The sequence below is a fragment of the Shinella sumterensis genome (assembly GCF_004514425.2).
Taxonomy (GTDB): domain Bacteria; phylum Pseudomonadota; class Alphaproteobacteria; order Rhizobiales; family Rhizobiaceae; genus Shinella; species Shinella sumterensis.
This window is the reverse complement of sequence record NZ_MYFN02000026.1, coordinates 15,301-33,329: the sequence shown is the minus strand read 5'-3', so window position 1 is coordinate 33,329 and position 18,029 is coordinate 15,301. Positions and strand designations below refer to the sequence as shown.

Sequence of the window (18,029 nt, the reverse complement as noted above, 5' to 3'; positions counted from 1 at the left end):
CTGCGCCACCGATAAAGCAGATTGGGCGCGACGCCATGGCGGCGAGCGGTCGAAGATACCGTCTCGCCTGGTTCGAAACTCTGCTCAATGATCGTCAGCTTTTGCTCGGTTGTCCACCGCCTGCGGCGGACATCACCGGTCAGCAATTCAACGTGTCGATATGCGTTAGACATAAGCCTGTCCTCAAGCCTGTGCTTGAGCCTTTCTGCTTATGCCGACTGTCCGGTCGAAAGTGGGGGCAGTTCAGGGGGTACCTTTTTCCATGGCTACGGAGTGGCCGGGCAGTGCCTGGCTTCTTGAAATGACGGCTTCGGTGGATGGTTTGGCGACTGACACCGGGGCCGTTTTGCTTTTGGGGCTATTCATGCCGCCCCCTTTGCTTGCTCCCTTTCCCACTTGGCTAGCTCTTCCGCATTCCAAAGCTTGCGGCGATTGATAACCATCGGTTTCGGAAAGTTCAGCGCGGTGCTTTTTGTCCAGCGCCACAGAGACATTTGGCTAATCTTGTAGCGCTCTATTACCTGCGTAGAAGTCAGGTAGGTCATCTGTTCTCGTTTCCTTTCGAAAATCAATAAGAACGATCCAGTTATACAACGTTTTAAAGACTGGCTGGAATACCGTTTCTCGGAACCCAGAGTTATTCACAGGGTATTTTCTAAAAATCTGGGGAGTAGCCTACTTTTGCTTGACGGAGCCGAATCAATCATGGGCGCAAACCCATCGCTACGGGCCCGATCCAAGTAGGCGAATTTCAAGAGAACCGGATCGAGCGTGCTTCGCTTCATTATCCAGGTGAGATTGGGAAGAGCTCTTTATCCACCGCGCGGGTTAACCATCGCCATGAAGCAGATGCAGTCTGGAACGAACCTGCGCTTACGGCTATTGGACTCAGAATAAAGGCGGAAGTGTTCGCAGGCGACGAAATCGTTTCCGGTATGGCGAAAATGAACGTGAACAGCACCCTATCCGCCATTGCTCGCTTCATCCAAGAAACCATCCGGGTCATAGGGGAGGCATGAGCCATGCACGTCCCTCGCCACATTCAACCTGCGGCACGTCGCCAGATCATCGAGGCCGAAATCGAGCGGCTCATCAGTATGCTCGACATGGAAGATGGGGATTGCGACCTGGAGGACGGCTTTGACCAGGAATATGACGCAGCCGACGACAGGGAGGAAGACCCTTCGGAAAGCGGAGTTGCCGACCTTGACAGTCTTCGCGTGTTCTTTGGCTACGTCGATGACAAGAAACCATCCGGAGGATGATGCGCACGATAAGGGTCGTGCTCTAATTTGAGGACATCTATAAACGCAAAACGGGCGCTGAAGAAACCAGCGCCCGTTACCCTGTTTGCTACCCCGGAGGCAATGATCCACTCCAAGATACAGTCTTTTCCAGCTTAAGTGCTTGATTTTGTGGTGAGCGCGCAGGGATTCGAACCCTGGACCTACTGATTAAAAGTCAGTTGCTCTACCGGCTGAGCTACGCGCTCCCAGGCGGTGCGAAGCGCCCCGCGGAAGTGGGCGGAACATAGGCAGGAGGGTGTGCATGGTCAACCCGGAAAATGCACGGGAAAACAGCTTTTGCAACGTCGTGTCGACCGCCCCGACTTCGCGGGAAGCCGCGGCGGCCGGGCGGCTCAATGGACGGTGTATTTCAGGAGGCCAAGCGACCAGTCGACGCTGCGATTCTCCACATCGCGCGTCCAGGTCTGCTTGAGCGTGCCGGCGATGTCGGCGATGGTGGTGCGGGCATCCAGTTCCTTGGTCAGGCCGTAATCGTTCGGCGCGACCGCGGTGAGATCGACGTCGTCGGCGACGACGATGGCGACCAGCACATTCTCGCTCGGCCCTTCCGCCTCGAAATCGAAGCCGTAATAATCGTCGGGAATGGTGATCGGCGTGCCCGGCGCCAGCCGCGTGATCTTCTGCGCCGCTTCGTTCGGGAAGATCTGGGTCGCCTTGCCGTCCTTGTCGACGTCGTAAAGGATGAGATGGCCACCCGTGCGGCTCGTCACCGAGATGCGGAAGCTGTCGCCGTTCTTGAGATGATCCGAGGACAGCGAAACCTGGACGTCGCCGCTCTCGGCCTTGCCGAGAATGTCGCCGACGGCATCGACCGGGTCGGCCGCCACATAGGCGGTCTGCTGCGTATTTTCGACCTTCACCTCTTCGATCTTGCCCTCATCCGGCACCTGCTGCTGCGTGTCCGTGGCCGTCACCGCCGGGCTTACGGCGCTGGCGCCGAGCAGCGCATAGTTCACCTCGAGCTGCGGATCGAGGCCCTGGCACTGGCTTTGCGCCGCGCAATAGCTCTGGGACTGCTTCTTGACGTATTCGAGCAGTTCCGCGTTCGAGACGATACCGTTGCCATTGCTGTCGGCGGCCGAAATCTCGTGGCCGTTGACGTAGGACAGCGTGAAGACGCCGTGACGCTCTTCCGGCGGCAGGCGCGTATCGTCCCAGGCCACCTGGTAGGAAGAGGCGGCACTCCACGCTTCCACGCCGCTCTCCTTGGCGACCTCGGGCTTCACCACGGCGACATCGACGCGCAGGCCGCGCGTCTTCACCGCGTCGGCCGGCTTGGCATGAGGACGCGGCAGGAACCGCGCGCTTTCCATGGCATCGCCGACCTCCGTCGACAGGGAGCGCGAGATGGTGCCGGAATGGCACGCGTCGATGACGATGGTGACGGCGCGGTCCTTCAGCTTGGCGAGCATGGCATCGATCTCGTCGTCGAGGATCACGTTCGACCAGTCGCCATTGCCGGCCACGATGTCGTAGGTCGACAGCGCCTCGTCCAGGCCATCCTCCTCGTCACCGCTCACGTCCTTCACCTGCAGGCCGTGGCCGGAGAAGTAGAAATAGACCCGGTCCCCCGGCTGCGTGCCGTTGATGAGCCACTCGTCGATGCTGGCGAGGATGGCGGCGCGCGTCGCCTGCGCGTCGCGCAGGACGCGGATCGAATCCGCTCCATAGCCGAGCTTTTCCTTCAGCAGTTTCTCGATGAGAGGAGCGTCGTTCTTCGGGCCTTCCAGAAACATCTTTTCCGGCAGGTTGGCATAGGTGCCGATGCCGACGATGAGCGCCCGGTCGGCTGCCGCCGCGAATGTGGCGAAAGAAAGCGAAAGCAGAAGAGCTGCAGCATAGCGGATCATCAGAGCGTTTCCCGCGTATAGAGGGGCTGGATGGCGACGCTGGCTTCCTTGCCGTCGAGACGGGTCATGAGCGCTTGCAGCAGCGTTTGCGGCGTCACCTTCGGATCGGCGAGGACGGCGCCGATGGCATCGACCGGTTCCGCCGTCCAGATGGTGATCAGATGGTCCGCGCCATAGGGCTTCACCACCTCGACGTCGGTGAGCTTGAACTGCCCGCTTTCGGTGCCCGCCGCCTGCATGTCGAGGAACTGCACTTCGCCCGTATTGGCGAGATTGAAGACGAGCATGTTGGGATAGCGGCCGGGCGGCGCATCGAAGCGCAGGCGGTCGCCGGCCGCGTAGATATCGCGCACGGGCTTGAGCGATACCGAGCCCGGGTTCTGGCTCGCCATCGCCTTCAGGAAGTCGAGGAGCACGAACTTGTCGACGACCGACTGGATGCGGTCCGCGCCGACGTTCTCGCCCGCGACATCGCCATTCGGCGTGTAGAACACGCCGCTCTCCACGTCCCAGCGGAACGGCGTGCCGGTGCCTTCGGCATTGTTCGGGCGCTCGGCGGTCCCCGTGATGTCGAGAGCGATCTGGCCCGTCCAGCCGAGATCCTTAGCCGGCTTCACGAGCTTGGACGTTGTGCCCGTGGCAGCGCCGCCATCGGTGCCCGCCGGAAGGCCGCGTGTCAGCCGCACCACGACTTCGCTTTCCGAGCGCGCCACCTGCGGCATGAAATTGGGCACCTGCAACGCTTCGGAACGGTTCTTCACATTGCTGAAGATATAGTCCTCCAGCTCGATGCGGGTGATCACGCCGTCATCGTCGCGATCCGCGCTGCCCTCGACGGCGCGTGCAAAGCTCCAGCTCAAGGCGCCGCGCGGCTCGCCGTCGATGATGACTTCCGGCGTCGGCTGGCTTTCGAGCGATGCGGCGAGCACCGTCACCTGCTTGAAATCGATCTCCTTGACCTTCGCGCCGTCGACCGCCTCCTGCGAGGGCGCGGCGAGCTTCACCGTCACCGCCGGCGCAAGGCGCGTCTTGCCGCTGACCGATCGGCTCATGCCGCCGGAAAAGCAGCTGTCGGAGACGAAGAGCACATGCACGCCCTTGCTCTCCGCCTCGCCGAACCAGGCGTTCATCTCGTTGTCGACGATGATCTCGTTGAAGGTCTCAGCGGCGCGGTTGCGGTCGAAACCCGGCAGCTGGAGAAATTCGTCCAGACCGTCGGCCTCGTCGCCTGCGATGAGTTCGGGCATCTGCGCGCCGTGGCCGGCATAGGTGAAGATGATCGTATCGCCGGCCGCGGCCTTCGCCACCAGATCCGTCCAGGCCTTGCGGATATCGTCCTTGCGCGCCTGTTCGTTGGTGGACCTCGAACCCGGCGGACGACATCGCGCGATAGACATCTTCGGCATCGCGCACGGCACCATCAAGGCTCACGTCGTTGGGATACTGGTCGACGCCGACGACGAGCCCGTAGGTCTGGGCGGCAAGTGCTGGGCCGGGAAGCGCGACGGCGAGCGAAAGCGCAAGCAGGCGGTATAGGGGTCTGGGCATTCTCATTCCACGTCCACTTCCACGCGGCGATGCAGCTGGTTCAGCGTTTCCGTGTCATAGGCGCTGGCGTCGTCCGGCTTGAAGGGCTCGTCCTCGCCCTTGCCGACCGTGGCGATCGTGCCGGCATAGCCGGCATCGTGCAGGTAGGCCTTCAGCGTCTCGGCGCGGGCGAGCGAGAGCTTGTAGTTCGCGGCGGCGGATCCGACAGGGTCAGTGTGGCCGATCAGCGTGATGGAGGCCGGCTTCACCGCCTTCAGGCATTCGGAAAGGTCCTTGGCCGCCGCCACGCCGTCGGGCGTGAAATCCGCCGTGCCGAAGACGTAGCGAACGGGCGTCGACTTCTTCTTGATCTTCACGCCGCGGAACGAGACCTTGCAGCCGCCGCGCATGGCGAGCTGCACCGGTCGCGGCGCGGCAAGGCGCATCTCGCTGGCCAGCTTGTCGAGCCGCAGGATGTATTGCTCGTCGGGCGCCATCCATTCCGGCGTCAGCGTCTCGTTCGATCCGTCCTCCAGCGCCATCTGGTAGAAGCGCGAGGCCGCCTCGTAATCCTTGCGCTCGCGCGCGAGATCGCCCAGCGCGTCGAACACCTGCCAGGGGCCGCCATAAGCCTTCTGGAGGTCCTCCAGTTCCGTGCGGTGCGCATCCAGCCTGTCGCCGCCCGCCACCGCCGTGGAAATGCGGTTGAAGGCGGTCAGGCCGGCGATGCGGCCGACCAGCGTGCGCTCGTTGGCGCTGCAATTGGCCGTGCCGGCCGTCTCGGCGATCGAATGCGCCTTCCGCGCGTCGCCTGCATTGAAGGCCTCCACGACCCCCTTGAAAGCGTCGCAGGTGGCAGCCGCCGGCGCAGCACCGGCGAGCACGAAGAATGTCGCCGCAAGGGATCGCATCAGCATTGTCGGTCCAGCCCTCATATCCTCGAATGGGTCAGGCAGGGGCGCGGTCGCCCCTGCCCCGTTGTCACTTGATCTCGAACGTCACCATCTGGAGACCACTCGTACCATTGTCCTGCTCTGCCTGCTTTGCAAGGTTGATTGCAAGCCCGCGGCTCAACGGCTGCTTCGACTTCGCCGCCAGCTGCTGGGCCTTCTCGGGCGTCAGCTTCTGGTCGCCCAGCCCGCCGATCCGGCAGAAGGCGATCAGGGTCTCGCCGGCCGATGGCGTGTCGAAGGTGAGATTGCCCGTGCCCGCCTGCGGGATGAGCCGGCGTTCGCCCGGATTGAGCGTGGTGTTGCCGATCATCACATCCGGGATGATCTCCACCGTGCCGGTATCCTCGACATACACGACCTGCAGCTCGCAGGCGTGGTTGGTGGAGAGCTCGAAGCTCAGGTAGTCGCCCACCTTCGCGCTCGTCGAGGCGACATGCACGGCAAGCTTCACCTTGTCGGCCTGCGCCTTGTCGTCCTGCTTGTAGGCGGGAACGGCATAGGCCGTCTGGACCGGGTCCTCGGTGTTGTCGGTGGTCGGCTGCGTATGCGCGGTTTCGGCGGCCGCAACCTCATGGTTGACGCCGCGCTTCAGCGGCTTGAGCTGCCGCAACGGCTCCAGCATCAGGGCGAACTGCTCTTCCACCTCGACGCGCGGGATGGTGGAGCCTGCCTCGAGCGTTGCCACCCAGTCGAGCCCGATGCGCAGCGCGTTGACATCGGCAACACGACGGATATCGGAGGCGAACTCCTCCGGCGTCATGTCGAATTCGGCAGCAAGCTGCTCGAAATTCAGCTCGTCCTCGTACTTGTCGGCGAAGTAGGTGAAGATTTCCGCCCCGCCCGGCGCCTTCAGGCTGGTCTTGCCGCCGCCGGCCGTCGCCTCGGTGATGCCGAGACGATCCAGCGCGCTGACGAAGCGCTCGGTGTCGCGCTTGTAGACCTCGTTGAGCTTTTCCTGCGGCACATAGACGGCAAGCAGTTCGTCCTGCTGGTCCTTGGAAAACAGCGTCGAGGTCTGGATATGCTCGCGCAGCTGGTCACGCTTCGACAGGATGCCATCGAAATGGCAGTCGAAGCACGACCGGGCATTGACGATTTCCACACCCTTGCCGATCGGCCGCTTGCGGAAGGATACGATGGCCGTCGGGCCGATATCGAGCTGGTCCCCCTTGTTGGTGGAGAGGTAATAGCCCTGCATGCCGTTGGGGAGCGAGAAGATCATCTCGCCGCCATCGTGCTCGAAGGGTTCGAGCCCGGCCTTCAGCCGCACGCCATCCGGCCCCGCCGGGAAGCGCTTCAGCACCTGGCGCCCCACATCGCCGGCGAAGTCGTAGGACTTCCAGTAATAGCCGCCGAACGGCATGTCGTGGCGCTCCAGCATGCGGTTGTGGTCGGAAACGCCGGACGAACCGTCGGCGAAACCGGCGCGCACGATGCGGCGTCGTTCGATGTTCTGCGCGACATCAACACCGAAGCGCTTTTCGAGTTCGATGATGTTGGTCGGCAGCTTCATCAGGCGGTTATAGACCTTCGGCCGCGCGCCGTTGCTCATGAACCAGTCGACACGCATGATCGGCAACTGCGTCTGCGTGGCCTTGGAAAGCGCATGCAGCTGCGAATTGCTGGCCGGATCGACGCCGTAGAAATATTCGTTGATCAGGAAGTTGTAGTCGTCCTCGCTCCATTGCAGATCGCGAAGATCGATGCGCACCAGCAGGCCGTCGGAACCTTCGACTTCCTCCGGGATGACCAGTTCCGGTCCGTAGGACAGCGAGTTGAGGAGCTTCTTGAAGCCGCCCGCCAGCACCCTCATACGCTTGAGGAAGATCTCGTGCGTCTCGCAGCTCATCATGCCGTTATACTGGTCGCGGTAGCTGAAGTAGCGCATGAACGGCTGGTCGTGCTCGTCCACCTGCGAGATGTCGCGCAGCGCGAGGTCGACGAAATCGAGATATTTCAGCATCGGCCGCGAGCGCTTGGTCTGGCTGGCGGACACCGCCGTCGGCATCGCGGACTGGTTCAGCGAGTTGATCCAGTTGGCGAGGCTCTGCACTTCCGCGTCGTCCGGGCGCTTGCCGAGCGGCATGCGGCCGCTGGTGACGCTGGTGTACAGCAGCGACTTGGAGGCGTCGCCGGGGGTCACGAAAGCCGGATTGGCGGCAATCGAGGCAAGGTCACCCGACGGGAAGGAACCCTGCGAGCTTTCACCCGGGCCATGGCAATTGCGGCAATATTTGCCGATGAACGCATCGGCGGCGGATGCGAATTCCGCGCTGCCGCCGCCGGTCGTCAGCGCCGTCTCGGCCGTGGCCTCGCTGCATACGGGCGTCGCGCTGGTTTCCACCGGCGTCACCTTTACCTCGCGGTCCGCGAGGAAGGCATACATGGCCTGGCGGTCTTCCTCGGGAAGCGCCGAAAGACCCTTCGCGATGTGGCGCATGACCGGATCGGCCAGCGGCGAACCGGAGAGCTTCTTGCCCTCCTCGATCAGCCCCTTGGTAAAGACCTCATGCGAGGCAAGGCCACCCATGCGCGCCTTGGTGATATCGGGCGCCACTGCGCCGGTCAGCCCCTTTTCGCCCTCATAGGCGCGCTCCAGGTCAAGACCGTAGGTGGCGGTGCGCGGTGTGTGGCAGTCGCCGCATCCGCCGACATTCTCGACGAGGTAGCGGCCGCGCTCCATCTGGGTTTCTTCGCGCGCCTGGTAGGCCGGCACGGTGAAATGGCTGCGCTTCCACAGCGTGATCGTCGTCTGCCGGCTGAACGGGAACGCGATCTCGTGCTCTTTCGAGGCCGCGTCCGATTGCGGCATCGTCTCGATATAGGCTTTGATGTCGAGCACATCTTCAGGCTTCATGCCGCCATAGGAGGTGTAGGGCATGACCGGGTAGAGGTTGTCCCCCTCCTTGTCGACACCGGCCATCACGGCGTTCAGGAAGTCGGCATTCGACCAGCCGCCGATGCCGTTCGGATGGGCGGAAATGTTCGGCGCGAAGAATTTCCCGATGGCCGTCTGCATCTCCATGCCGCCGGACAGCAGCTCGGTATTGTCGCCGGAGCCGTGGCAGGCGCCGCAGCCAGCCGCACCGAACAGCACCTTGCCGTTCTCGACATTCGCCTGGTAGGTGCCATAGGCATCCGGCGCGAACGGATCGATGGCGAATGCCCCAGTCGGCAAGAATGCCGTCGGACAGAATGCCGCCATCGCGAGGCCGAGAAGCGCACCGAGGCGCGGCATCGGCTGGAAAAGCGCCATATTGAACACGCGCATGGCTTGTCCCTCACTCCAAAAAGCCGGCTGGCCGGCTATAAATCTGATCTCTCCGACAATTCCGCATGCAAAACCGCCTGGCAGTTTCCGCGGGAACTGTGCCTGAGCCTTTTCGCTGAACACAAATCATCGAAAATGCTCAATCCTTTTGTTTTTGCCGCATGCACCCGCGCCGAAGCGAGCCCGCTTCGGCTGGAAATGCACTAGCGAAACTCGAAACGTTCGAACTCGACACGGCGCGGTGGCTTGCCGAGTTCCCTCAATCCCTTTTCGATGGCCAGCCGCAGCGGCGGCGGCCCGCAGAACCACAGGTCGGCCTCCGCCGGGTCCATCGCCGTGCCGGATACGAGCTTTGCCGCATCGAGCCGCCCGTCGGTCGCGGAATTGTGCAGGACGAAGCTGAAATTGCCGAGCTTGTCGGCCTGCGCACGGAAAGTCTCTAGGCCGATCGCCTCCGCACCGTCGCGCACGCAATAGACCATATGGATGTCCTGACCCTCGTCGCCCTTCAGCCGGCTCGCCATGGCGAGGAACGGCGTCACGCCGATGCCGCCGGCAAGCCAGATCTGCTTCTTGCCGCCGCGTCTGTGGTTGAAGTGGCCGTATCCGCCCTCGAGCGTCAGCGCATCGCCGACGGCAACCGTTTCCCGCAACGCCTTGGTATAGTCGCCGAGCGGCTTGATGGCGAAGCGCACCGTTCCGTCCTCGTCGATGCCGGCGATGGTGAAGGGATGCGGTTCGCGCAGCCCGGCCTTGTTGACGCGGAAAAAGCCGAACTGGCCCGGCAAGGCCCTGAGCTTGCTGCGGGTGGGCCTCGCCGTGATGATCGTCGCGCCCTCGTGGCGCTCGACATCCACCACCTGGTATTTTCGCGTGCGGATCCAGGGCAGAAGCTGGGTATAGGCATAGCTGACGATGCCGAGCAGCGCGAAGAGGTTGAGATAGACCGCCAGCAGCGCCGTGCCGTCATAGGGGCGCTTGATGAACATCTGATGGAAGGCGACCAGAACGAACAGCAGGCCGATGAACCGGTGGGTAAAGCGCCAGAACTGATAGGGTATCTGGAAGCGTGTCTTCGGAATGACCTTCACGAGGCTGAGCACGAGCAGGAAGACGAAGCCGTAGAAGGCCCATTCGCCGGCGGTTTTTGCGAGCCTGTTGAGATCGCCGGTCAGCGAAAGCCCTTGGAAGTCCGGTGTCACGAAATAGTGCACGAGGATAAGACAGAGCACCGCAATGCCGATCTTGCGGTGGAAATGATAGATGCGGTCGAGCCCGCCGAACAGCCGCTCCACCAGCGGCGGGCGTGTCGCCATGAATTGCGCGATCGCCATGGCGACGAAGGCCATCGAGGAGGCCATCAGGGACAGGGTCGTTGCGCCATTGGTGTGGCTGACCGCCGGAACGGCGAGAACGCCGGCGGCAACGATCAGCAGAGTCGCGACGATGGAACCCGCGGTCAATCTATCCCCCAAAATGGAACTGGTCCTGAATGCCGGCATGCTTGCAAGGCCGCATGACATTCGTCAACCGCAATCCTCCTATCGACGGGCGGCCCGGCGGCTTTATTCGCCGCCTTGTGGCAAGCGGGGCGAAAACCGGCACGAGGCATCGATATGACAGTGGACCAGGCCACATAGCCATGACCGTCCACCCGCCAGGCGATTCGGCGAGAAGGATAAAATCGCTCCTGAACCGCCTCCGCGAGCCGGTGGTCCGCCCCGCCGACACGTCGCTGATATATCAGCCTGCTTGCTATCCGCTTTGCGACATGCCACCAAGTGATATATCAACGGAGTCTCCGCATGACGGCATCCGCGGCCTCGCAGGCCCACCTCGCCTATCTCGCCCTCGAGGGTCTGATCGTGACCCTGAAGCTGAAACCCGGCGCGCTTGTCACCGAAAAGCAGCTGATCGAGCTTTCGGGGCACGGCCGCACGCCGGTCCGCGAAGCGATCCAGAAGCTGGAATGGCAGGGGCTCATCGTGGTGCGGCCGCGCGCCGGCCTGCAGATCGCCGCGATCCGCCCGGACGATCATGCCGACGTCATGACCACGCGCCGCCAGCTGGAACCCTTGGCCGCAGCACTTGTCGCCCGCCATGCCAGCGACGCGCAGCGCGAAAGGCTGGTCGCCTGCGCACAGGCCATGACCGCCTGCTCGATCAACTCGGATATCGAAGGCTTCCTCGCCGCCGACAAGACTTTCGACGAGATCATGGAGGAGGCCTGCCCCAACCGCTTTCTCATCGCCGCCCTCGCCTCGCTGCAGACCCATGCGCGGCGCCTGTGGTTCACCCGCGCCGACAGCCGCCGCATGGATCGCTCCGTGGACCTGCATGTGAAGGTCATCCGCGCGATCCGTAACGGCGACCCTGCCGCCGCATCGGCCGCGATGACCGATTTGCTGGAAGAACTGTCCCGCTGAAACGAAAACGGCGGCCGGTAGGGCCGCCGCTTTGTGAAAGGAATGTATCGCCGCTCAGTCGACGAAGGCGCGCTCGATGACGAACTCGGCGGGCTTGCTGTTGGCGCCTTCCGTGAGGCCGGCCTGCTCCAGCAGGGCCTTGGTTTCCTTGAGCATGGCCGAGGAACCGCAGATCATGCCGCGGTCGATGGCAGGATCGAAACGCGGCACGCCGAGATCGGCAAACATCTTGCCGTTGGCGATGAGATCGGTGATGCGGCCCTGGAATGGGAAGTCCTCACGGGTCACGGTCGCGTAATGGCGCAGCTTGTCGCCGACGACCTCGGCCAGGAATTCGTGGTTGCGGATTTCCTCCACGAGGTCGAAACCGTATTTCAGCTCGGCCACTTCGCGGCATGTATGGGTCAGGATGACCTCGTCGAACTTCTCATAGGTCTCCGGGTCGCGGATCAGGCTCGCAAAAGGTGCGATGCCCGTGCCGGTGGAGAACATGTAGAGCCGCTTGCCGGGGGTAAGCGCATCGAGAACCAGCGTGCCGGTCGGCTTCTTGCGCATCAGCACGGTATCGCCCGGCTTGATCTGCTGGAGATGCGAGGTCAGCGGGCCGTCCGGCACCTTGATCGAGAAGAATTCCAGCTCCTCGTCCCAGGCCGGGCTTGCGATCGAATAGGCGCGGTAGATCGGCTTGTCGCCGACCATCAGGCCGATCATGGCGAATTCGCCGGAACGGAAGCGGAAGCTTTCAGGGCGCGTCATGCGGAAGCGGAACAGGTGATCCGTGTAGTGCTGCACGCTCGTCACCGTCTCGGCGAAAACGCCGGCGGGAATGGTTGCCACAAAGTCTTCTGTCTTGGCCGGTGCGTTCATGTCTGGATCGGTCCTGTCTGCGTCGGAAAATCTTGACGATAGGCAGATATTACATGTTGAGCAGCAAAGGAAGGTATTCCGTTCCAATGCGCCGAATGGCCGCGCAATAGTTTGCCGGCCATTCGATATTGCCTTCGTCGTGCCTGACGTCCTTGATCTCGCTCAAGCCTACCACGCGATTGCGGCCTTTGCCGGTCGCGGCGATGCGAAATCAGGCCCTGCGGCGCCAGCTGTACGAGCCCACTTCCTGTGAAGGACGCGCCGTCGGCTGGTAATGGTTTTCGATGCCCGGAAGGCGGTTTTCGGACAGGCGCTTCAGCGCCGTCGCATTGCTGACCGCAAAGCTGTCGATGCCACAGCGCAGCATCAACGGGATCTGGTCGATCAGCACATCGCCGACGGCCCGGATCTCGCCGGTATAAGCGAGTCGCGAGCGCAGCAGCGAGGCATGGCTGAAGGCCCGGCCATCGTTGAAGGCCGGAAACGCCACCGCGACCAGCGCGATGCGGTCCAGATGGCCGTCCAGCCTGCGCACGTCGTCCGCCGGATTGATCAGCACGCCAAGGCCGGTTTCGCCGCCCTCGGAAACTTTCGCCAGGAAATCGTCGAGCCCGACGATCGCCTTCTCGTTCGAGCCCGCCTTGGCGTCCTCGGTTTCGATCACCCAGGGATCATCGGCCACAAAACCGGCTTCGTTCCAGATTTTCGTCATGATCGCTCTCCTCAGGCCGCCGCAGCCGTCTTGTCACCGTAGAGCGCATCCTTGAAGGGCTGCGGTCCGACGCGACGATAGGCATCGAGGAAGATTTCCGAGGGATCGAGGCGCAAGCCGAGATAGGTGTTCACGATCACCTCCACGGCATCCGTCACCTTCTCCGGCTCGAAGCCGCGTCCGATGATTTCGCCGATCGAGGTGTTCTCGTCGCCCGACCCGCCGAGCGTGATCTGGTAGAGTTCTTCGCCCTTCTTCTCCACGCCCAGAAGGCCGATATGGCCGACATGGTGGTGGCCGCAGGCGTTGATGCAGCCGGAGATCTTGATCTTCAGCTCGCCGATTTCCGCCTGCCGCTCGGGCGAACCGAAACGGGTCGACAGTTCCTGCGCGACCGGGATCGAGCGCGCATTGGCCAGCGCGCAGTAGTCCAGCCCCGGACAGGCGATGATATCGGTGATCAGGCCGGCATTGGCGGTCGCAAGACCCGCAGCGACCAGCCCGCGATAAACCGGCTCCAGATCCGCCAGCGCGACATGCGGCAGGATGAGGTTCTGCTCGTGGCTGACGCGGATCTCGTCGAAGGCATATTCCTCGGCGATATCGGCGACGGCCTCCATCTGCGTGTCGGTCGCGTCGCCCGGAATGCCGCCGATCGGCTTCAGCGAGATCGTCACCATGCCGTAGTCGGGATGCTTGTGCGGCTGCACGTTGTTCTGCACCCAGCGTGCGAATTCCGGGTCCGCCTTCTTCCACTGCGCAAGGTTCGCCCAGCCTTCTGCACGGGGGCCGAGTTCCGGCGGCGCGAAATAGGCCGAAATCGCGGCAACGTCGCGCTCGGGCAGCTTCAGCTCGGTGTCGCGCAGCTCGGCGAACTCGGCCTCCACCTGACGCGAAAGCTCCTCCACGCCGGTCTCGTGCACGAGAATCTTGATGCGTGCCTTGTACTTGTTGTCGCGGCGGCCGTGCAGGTTGTACACGCGCATGATGGCGGTCGTGTAGGACAAGAGGTCCTGCTCCGGCAGGAAGTCGCGGATCTTCTTGGCGATCATCGGCGTGCGGCCCTGCCCGCCGCCGACATAGACGGCAAAGCCGATCTCGCCCTTCTCGTTCTTCTTCAGGTGCAGGCCGATGTCATGCACCTGGATGGCGGCGCGGTCGCGTTCTGCTCCCGTCACGGCGATCTTGAACTTGCGCGGCAGGAAGGAGAATTCCGGGTGCACGGACGACCACTGGCGCAGGATTTCCGCGTAGGGCCGCGGATCGGCGACCTCATCGGCGGCAGCGCCGGCGAAATGGTCGGCCGTGACATTGCGAATGCAGTTGCCCGACGTCTGGAGCGCATGCATCTCGACGGTGGCGAGATCGGCCAGCGCATCCGGCAGTTCCGAGAGCTTCGGCCAGTTGTACTGGATGTTCTGGCGCGTGGTGAAATGGCCATAGCCACGGTCGTACTTGCGCGCGATATAGGCGAGCTTGCGCATCTGGCGGGCGTTCAGCGTGCCATAGGGAATGGCGACGCGCAGCATATAGGCATGCAGCTGCAGGTAGACGCCGTTCATCAGGCGCAGCGGCTTGAAGGCATCCTCGGCCAGTTCACCGGACAGGCGGCGCGCGACCTGATCGCGGAACTGCTCCACACGGTCGGAGACAAAGGCGTGGTCGAATTCGTCGTAACGGTACATTGAAACGTCCTCAGGCGGCCGGTGCGGCCGTCGCAGTCAGGCCGGAATAACCGGCGGCATAGGCAATGGATGGTCCTTCGGCACGGATGCGCTCGCGCATGCGCAGCGGCCGCAGGACGCCGTCGACTTCTTCGACGTCCACGACGTTGACGTCAACCACCTTGTTGTCGGCGAAGGCCTGCTTGCCGGTGGCCTCCAGCGCGTCGACGGCCTCCTTGTGGCGCGCCACGAAGGCGTCCTGGAGATGTTCGTTCCAGTTGCCGGCGGCATCCAGCCAGACGGAGATGCCGTCGGAAAGGCGGTTGGCTGTCAGAACCTTGTCGGCCATGTCATGCTCCCAATGCTGCTGTCGTGCGAACCGGCTCGCGCACGAGCGGTTCGGAATGTTCGAAATTGGCGCCGGCGACGGCGTCGCCGATGATCACCATGACCGGGCCGGAAAGCTCGTCGCGATGCTCCAGGCCGGGCAGATCCTTGAGTGTACCATGCAGCAGCCGCTTCTCGCGCCTGCTGGCATTTTCCACCACGGCGACGGTCGTCTCGGCCGGCAGGCCGGCTTCCATCAGGCGCGCGGCAACGGAAGCGGCGACCGTGCGGCCCATATAGACGGCCACGGTCGCGCCGGAAATGGCCAGACGCGCCCAATCCGGCAGAACCGATCCCGTCAGGTCGTGGCCCGTCGTGAAGACCAGCGAGGAGGCGACGCCGCGCAGCGTCAGCGGCAGCTCGAAATCGGCGGCCGCGGCAAAGGCCGAGGTGATGCCCGGCACGATCTCATAGGTCACGCCGGCCCGGCGCAAAGCGGCCATTTCCTCGCCGGCGCGGCCATAGACGAGCGGATCGCCGGATTTCAACCGCACGACGCGCTTGCCCGCCTTGCCGAGTTCGACCAGCAGGTCGTTGATCTCTTCCTGCGACTTGGAGTGACAGCCCTTGCGTTTTCCCACGGAAAGGCGCTCGGCATCGCGGCGGCCCATGTCGACGATTGCCTGCGGCACCAGCGCATCGAAGACGATGACGTCGGCTTCCATCATCACGCGCTGGGCGCGCAACGTCAGCAGGTCTTCCGCACCCGGGCCGGCGCCGACGAGCCAGACATGGCCGGCTGCTTTGCCCTGCGAATTCAGGAGCGTGTTGGCCGTACGGCGCGCCAGCTCGACATCGCCATTGTTGACGGCATCGGCGACCGCGCCCTGGAAGAACCGCCGCCAGAACACCCGGCGCGTGACACCGCGCGGCAGGATGCGATCGACGGCCTCACGGTAGCTGTTGGCAAGACTTGCAAGACGGCCGAGCGACGGCGAAAGGAGCTGGTCGACCTGGGCGCGGATCATCTGGGCCAGCACGGGCCCCGCCCCTTCCGTGCCGATGGCGACGGCGACGGGCGCGCGATTGACGAGCGCCGGCGTGAAGAAATCGCAATATTCCGGCTGGTCGACGGCATTGACGGGGATGCGAAGCGCCCGGGCGGCCGCGGCAATGGCCCGGTCCGCGGCGGCGTCGCCGGTCGCCGCGAACACCAGCGCCGCGCCGTCGATGAGCGCGTCGGAAAAGGGTGCGCGGATGAGGACGAGCCCCTTGTCCGTGATGAATCGCTCGAAATCGGCGTCCGGGGTTTCGGCGACAACGACGATGCGGGCATCGGTATTGAACAGCAGGCGCGCCTTGGCGAAGGCCTCATCGCCTTCGCCCACGACAACGACCGTCCTGCCGCTGACGCGGAAGAACGCCGGGAATGTCGAAAGCTTGCTCTGCGCCTCAGTCATGATCCGATCCGGTTGGAGTGTGCGCACTATCGCGAAAAATTGCCAGAAACAAAAGAAACATAAATTCCAATGCCCAAGGCGGGGCGTATTGTTTTGCTCTGCACCCCCGCATTTTGAGCATAAGTCACCGGCCGCCCTTGCCTGCCGGCCGCCGCGCCCGCTAAGGATGGCCATCAAGCCAAAGGGAAATCCCACATGGACCAGGCAACCCTTGCCAAGCGCCTTCTCGACGTCATCCAGTCCGACATCCTGCCCCTGACACAGGTGGGTGTCGCCGCCGGCAACAAGGTTTTCGGCGCCGCGATCCTGCGCAAGTCCGACCTGTCGCTCGTCATCGCCGAAACCAACAACGAGACCGAAAATCCGCTCTGGCACGGCGAAGTGCATACGCTGAAACGCCTCTACGAGCGCGTGGAAAAGCCCGATACCAAAGACTACGTCTTCCTGTCGACGCATGAGCCCTGCTCGATGTGCCTGTCGGCGATCACCTGGGCCGGCTTCGACAATTTCTACTATTTCTTCAGCCACGAGGATTCGCGAGACAGCTTTGCCATCCCGCACGATCTGCGCATCCTCAAGGAAGTCTTCCGGCTGGAGCCGGGCGGCTATGCGAAGACGAACGCCTTCTGGCACTCCGCCGCCATCGCAGACCTTATCGCGACCGCAGGCGACGAAGAAAAGGCAGCGCTGAAAGCGCAGGATGCCGAGATCCGGGCCGCCTATGATGCGCTTTCGGAGAGCTACCAGTCCGGCAAGGCCGGAAACGCCATCCCGCTGAATTGAGACCCGCCATGCAGCCGAGCCGCGACATAGACCGCCTGATCGAGATCATGCAGGCCCTGCGCCAGCCGGAAACCGGCTGCCCCTGGGATATCGTCCAGACCTTCGAGACCATCAAGCCCTACACGATCGAGGAGGCCTACGAGGTCGCCGACGCGATCGAACGCAACGACATGGACGATCTCTGCGAGGAGCTGGGCGACCTGCTGCTCCAGGTCGTCTTCCATGCGCGGATCGCCGAGGAGCGCGGCGCCTTCGATTTCGGCAGCGTGGTGGAAGCCGTCACCCGCAAGATGATCCGCCGCCACCCGCATGTCTTCGAACGCTCGGATGCACAGACGCCGGAGGCTGTGAAGCTGCAATGGGACGCGATCAAGCAGGCGGAGAAGCGTGAACGCAAGGAGCGCCGCGCCCTCCGCGGCCTGCCAGAGGACCCGCTGCGCGGCCATCTCGGCTCCGTGCAGCGCTCCTTCCCGGCCCTCGTCGAGGCGCTGAAGCTCCAGGAACGCGCGGCCAAGGTCGGCTTCGACTGGTCCGAACCGGCGCCCATCCTCGACAAGATCGAGGAAGAGATCGGCGAACTGCGCGCAGCCCTTGCCGCCGGTGACCAGACAGCCGTCGCCGACGAACTCGGCGACCTGATCTTCGCGCTGGTCAATATCGGCCGCCATGTCGGCGCCGATCCGGAAATGGCGCTGCGCGGCACCAACACCAAGTTCCGCAACCGCTTCTCGCATATCGAAGACAGTCTCGCCGCCAATGGCGAAAGCCTGGAGGATGCGACGCTGGAGCGAATGGAAGACTTGTGGCAGGCGGCGAAGCAGATCGAGCGGCAGCTGGCAAAATAGCGCTGGTGGCGGCTCGAAAGTAGACGCCGATGCGTGG

The 18,029-nt window shown here is 63.3% G+C and carries 16 protein-coding genes and 1 tRNA gene; 4 read left to right on the top strand and 13 right to left on the bottom strand.

Annotated elements, in window-relative coordinates; genetic code table 11:
- Positions 1 to 173: transposase (locus tag B5M41_RS25730; RefSeq protein WP_230640143.1), on the bottom strand; the 173-nt coding region annotated here is incomplete at its 3' end.
- A 189-nt stretch (positions 174 to 362) separates the two neighbouring features.
- A complete protein-coding gene (locus B5M41_RS25725; RefSeq protein ID WP_134652093.1) occupies positions 363 to 545 on the bottom strand; it encodes a DNA-binding protein in 183 nt (60 codons plus the stop codon).
- Between the two features lie 477 nt (positions 546 to 1,022).
- Between B5M41_RS25725 and B5M41_RS25720 the strand changes: the two genes are divergently transcribed.
- A complete protein-coding gene (locus B5M41_RS25720; protein WP_134652095.1) occupies positions 1,023 to 1,265 on the top strand; it encodes a hypothetical protein in 243 nt (80 codons plus the stop codon).
- Positions 1,266 to 1,416: 151 nt separating this feature from the next.
- Here the strand turns inward: B5M41_RS25720 and B5M41_RS25715 are convergent.
- The 6 genes from B5M41_RS25715 to B5M41_RS25690 all read right to left on the bottom strand — a co-directional run bounded on the left by B5M41_RS25715 (position 1,417) and on the right by B5M41_RS25690 (position 10,371).
- A tRNA-Lys gene (locus B5M41_RS25715) sits at positions 1,417 to 1,492 on the bottom strand.
- A gap of 147 nt (positions 1,493 to 1,639) precedes the next feature.
- Complete coding sequence (locus tag B5M41_RS25710; RefSeq protein WP_134652097.1) at positions 1,640 to 3,157, bottom strand: caspase family protein; 1,518 nt, start codon at positions 3,155 to 3,157, stop codon at positions 1,640 to 1,642.
- Positions 3,157 to 4,563, bottom strand: a complete 1,407-nt coding sequence (locus B5M41_RS25705; protein ID WP_167722538.1) for a caspase family protein — start codon at positions 4,561 to 4,563, stop codon at positions 3,157 to 3,159. The genes B5M41_RS25710 and B5M41_RS25705 overlap by 1 nt, the downstream gene beginning before the upstream one ends.
- A 144-nt stretch (positions 4,564 to 4,707) precedes the next feature.
- Complete coding sequence (locus tag B5M41_RS25700) at positions 4,708 to 5,601, bottom strand: OmpA family protein (protein ID WP_167719428.1); 894 nt, start codon at positions 5,599 to 5,601, stop codon at positions 4,708 to 4,710.
- A 64-nt stretch (positions 5,602 to 5,665) separates the two neighbouring features.
- Positions 5,666 to 8,908, bottom strand: coding sequence for a c-type cytochrome (locus B5M41_RS25695; RefSeq protein ID WP_134652103.1), 3,243 nt, complete (start codon positions 8,906 to 8,908; stop codon positions 5,666 to 5,668).
- Between the two features lie 203 nt (positions 8,909 to 9,111).
- Positions 9,112 to 10,371 carry a ferredoxin reductase family protein gene (locus B5M41_RS25690; protein ID WP_134652105.1) on the bottom strand — a complete coding sequence of 420 codons (1,260 nt, stop codon included), beginning with the start codon at positions 10,369 to 10,371 and terminating at the stop codon, positions 9,112 to 9,114.
- A gap of 342 nt (positions 10,372 to 10,713) precedes the next feature.
- On the opposite strand from B5M41_RS25690, the gene B5M41_RS25685 reads away from it, so the two are divergent.
- Positions 10,714 to 11,334 carry a GntR family transcriptional regulator gene (locus B5M41_RS25685; RefSeq protein WP_134652107.1) on the top strand — a complete coding sequence of 207 codons (621 nt, stop codon included), beginning with the start codon at positions 10,714 to 10,716 and terminating at the stop codon, positions 11,332 to 11,334.
- 54 nt (positions 11,335 to 11,388) lie between these two features.
- Here B5M41_RS25685 and B5M41_RS25680 read toward each other — a convergent pair whose 3' ends face one another.
- The 5 genes from B5M41_RS25680 to cysG form a co-directional block, all read right to left on the bottom strand.
- On the bottom strand, positions 11,389 to 12,201 hold the full coding sequence (locus B5M41_RS25680) for a ferredoxin--NADP reductase (protein ID WP_134652109.1): 813 nt from the start codon (positions 12,199 to 12,201) through the stop codon (positions 11,389 to 11,391).
- Positions 12,202 to 12,412: 211 nt separating this feature from the next.
- The gene (locus tag B5M41_RS25675; protein WP_134652112.1) at positions 12,413 to 12,913 is read right to left on the bottom strand and encodes a DUF934 domain-containing protein; all 501 of its coding nucleotides are present in this window, start codon (positions 12,911 to 12,913) and stop codon (positions 12,413 to 12,415) included.
- A gap of 11 nt (positions 12,914 to 12,924) precedes the next feature.
- Positions 12,925 to 14,598, bottom strand: a complete 1,674-nt coding sequence (locus B5M41_RS25670) for a nitrite/sulfite reductase (RefSeq protein ID WP_134652114.1) — start codon at positions 14,596 to 14,598, stop codon at positions 12,925 to 12,927.
- 10 nt (positions 14,599 to 14,608) lie between these two features.
- Positions 14,609 to 14,926, bottom strand: a complete 318-nt coding sequence (locus tag B5M41_RS25665; RefSeq protein ID WP_134652116.1) for a DUF2849 domain-containing protein — start codon at positions 14,924 to 14,926, stop codon at positions 14,609 to 14,611.
- A 1-nt stretch (position 14,927) separates the two neighbouring features.
- The gene (cysG, locus tag B5M41_RS25660; RefSeq protein ID WP_134652118.1) at positions 14,928 to 16,364 is read right to left on the bottom strand and encodes a siroheme synthase CysG; all 1,437 of its coding nucleotides are present in this window, start codon (positions 16,362 to 16,364) and stop codon (positions 14,928 to 14,930) included.
- A 195-nt stretch (positions 16,365 to 16,559) separates the two neighbouring features.
- Between cysG and B5M41_RS25655 the strand changes: the two genes are divergently transcribed.
- Together B5M41_RS25655 and mazG are read left to right on the top strand one after the other, a co-directional pair.
- Complete coding sequence (locus B5M41_RS25655) at positions 16,560 to 17,147, top strand: nucleoside deaminase (RefSeq protein ID WP_134652120.1); 588 nt, start codon at positions 16,560 to 16,562, stop codon at positions 17,145 to 17,147.
- An 8-nt stretch (positions 17,148 to 17,155) separates the two neighbouring features.
- Entirely contained in the window at positions 17,156 to 17,992 is an 837-nt protein-coding gene (gene mazG, locus B5M41_RS25650; protein ID WP_134652122.1) for a nucleoside triphosphate pyrophosphohydrolase, read from the top strand.
- The last annotated feature ends 37 nt before the right edge of the window (positions 17,993 to 18,029 follow it).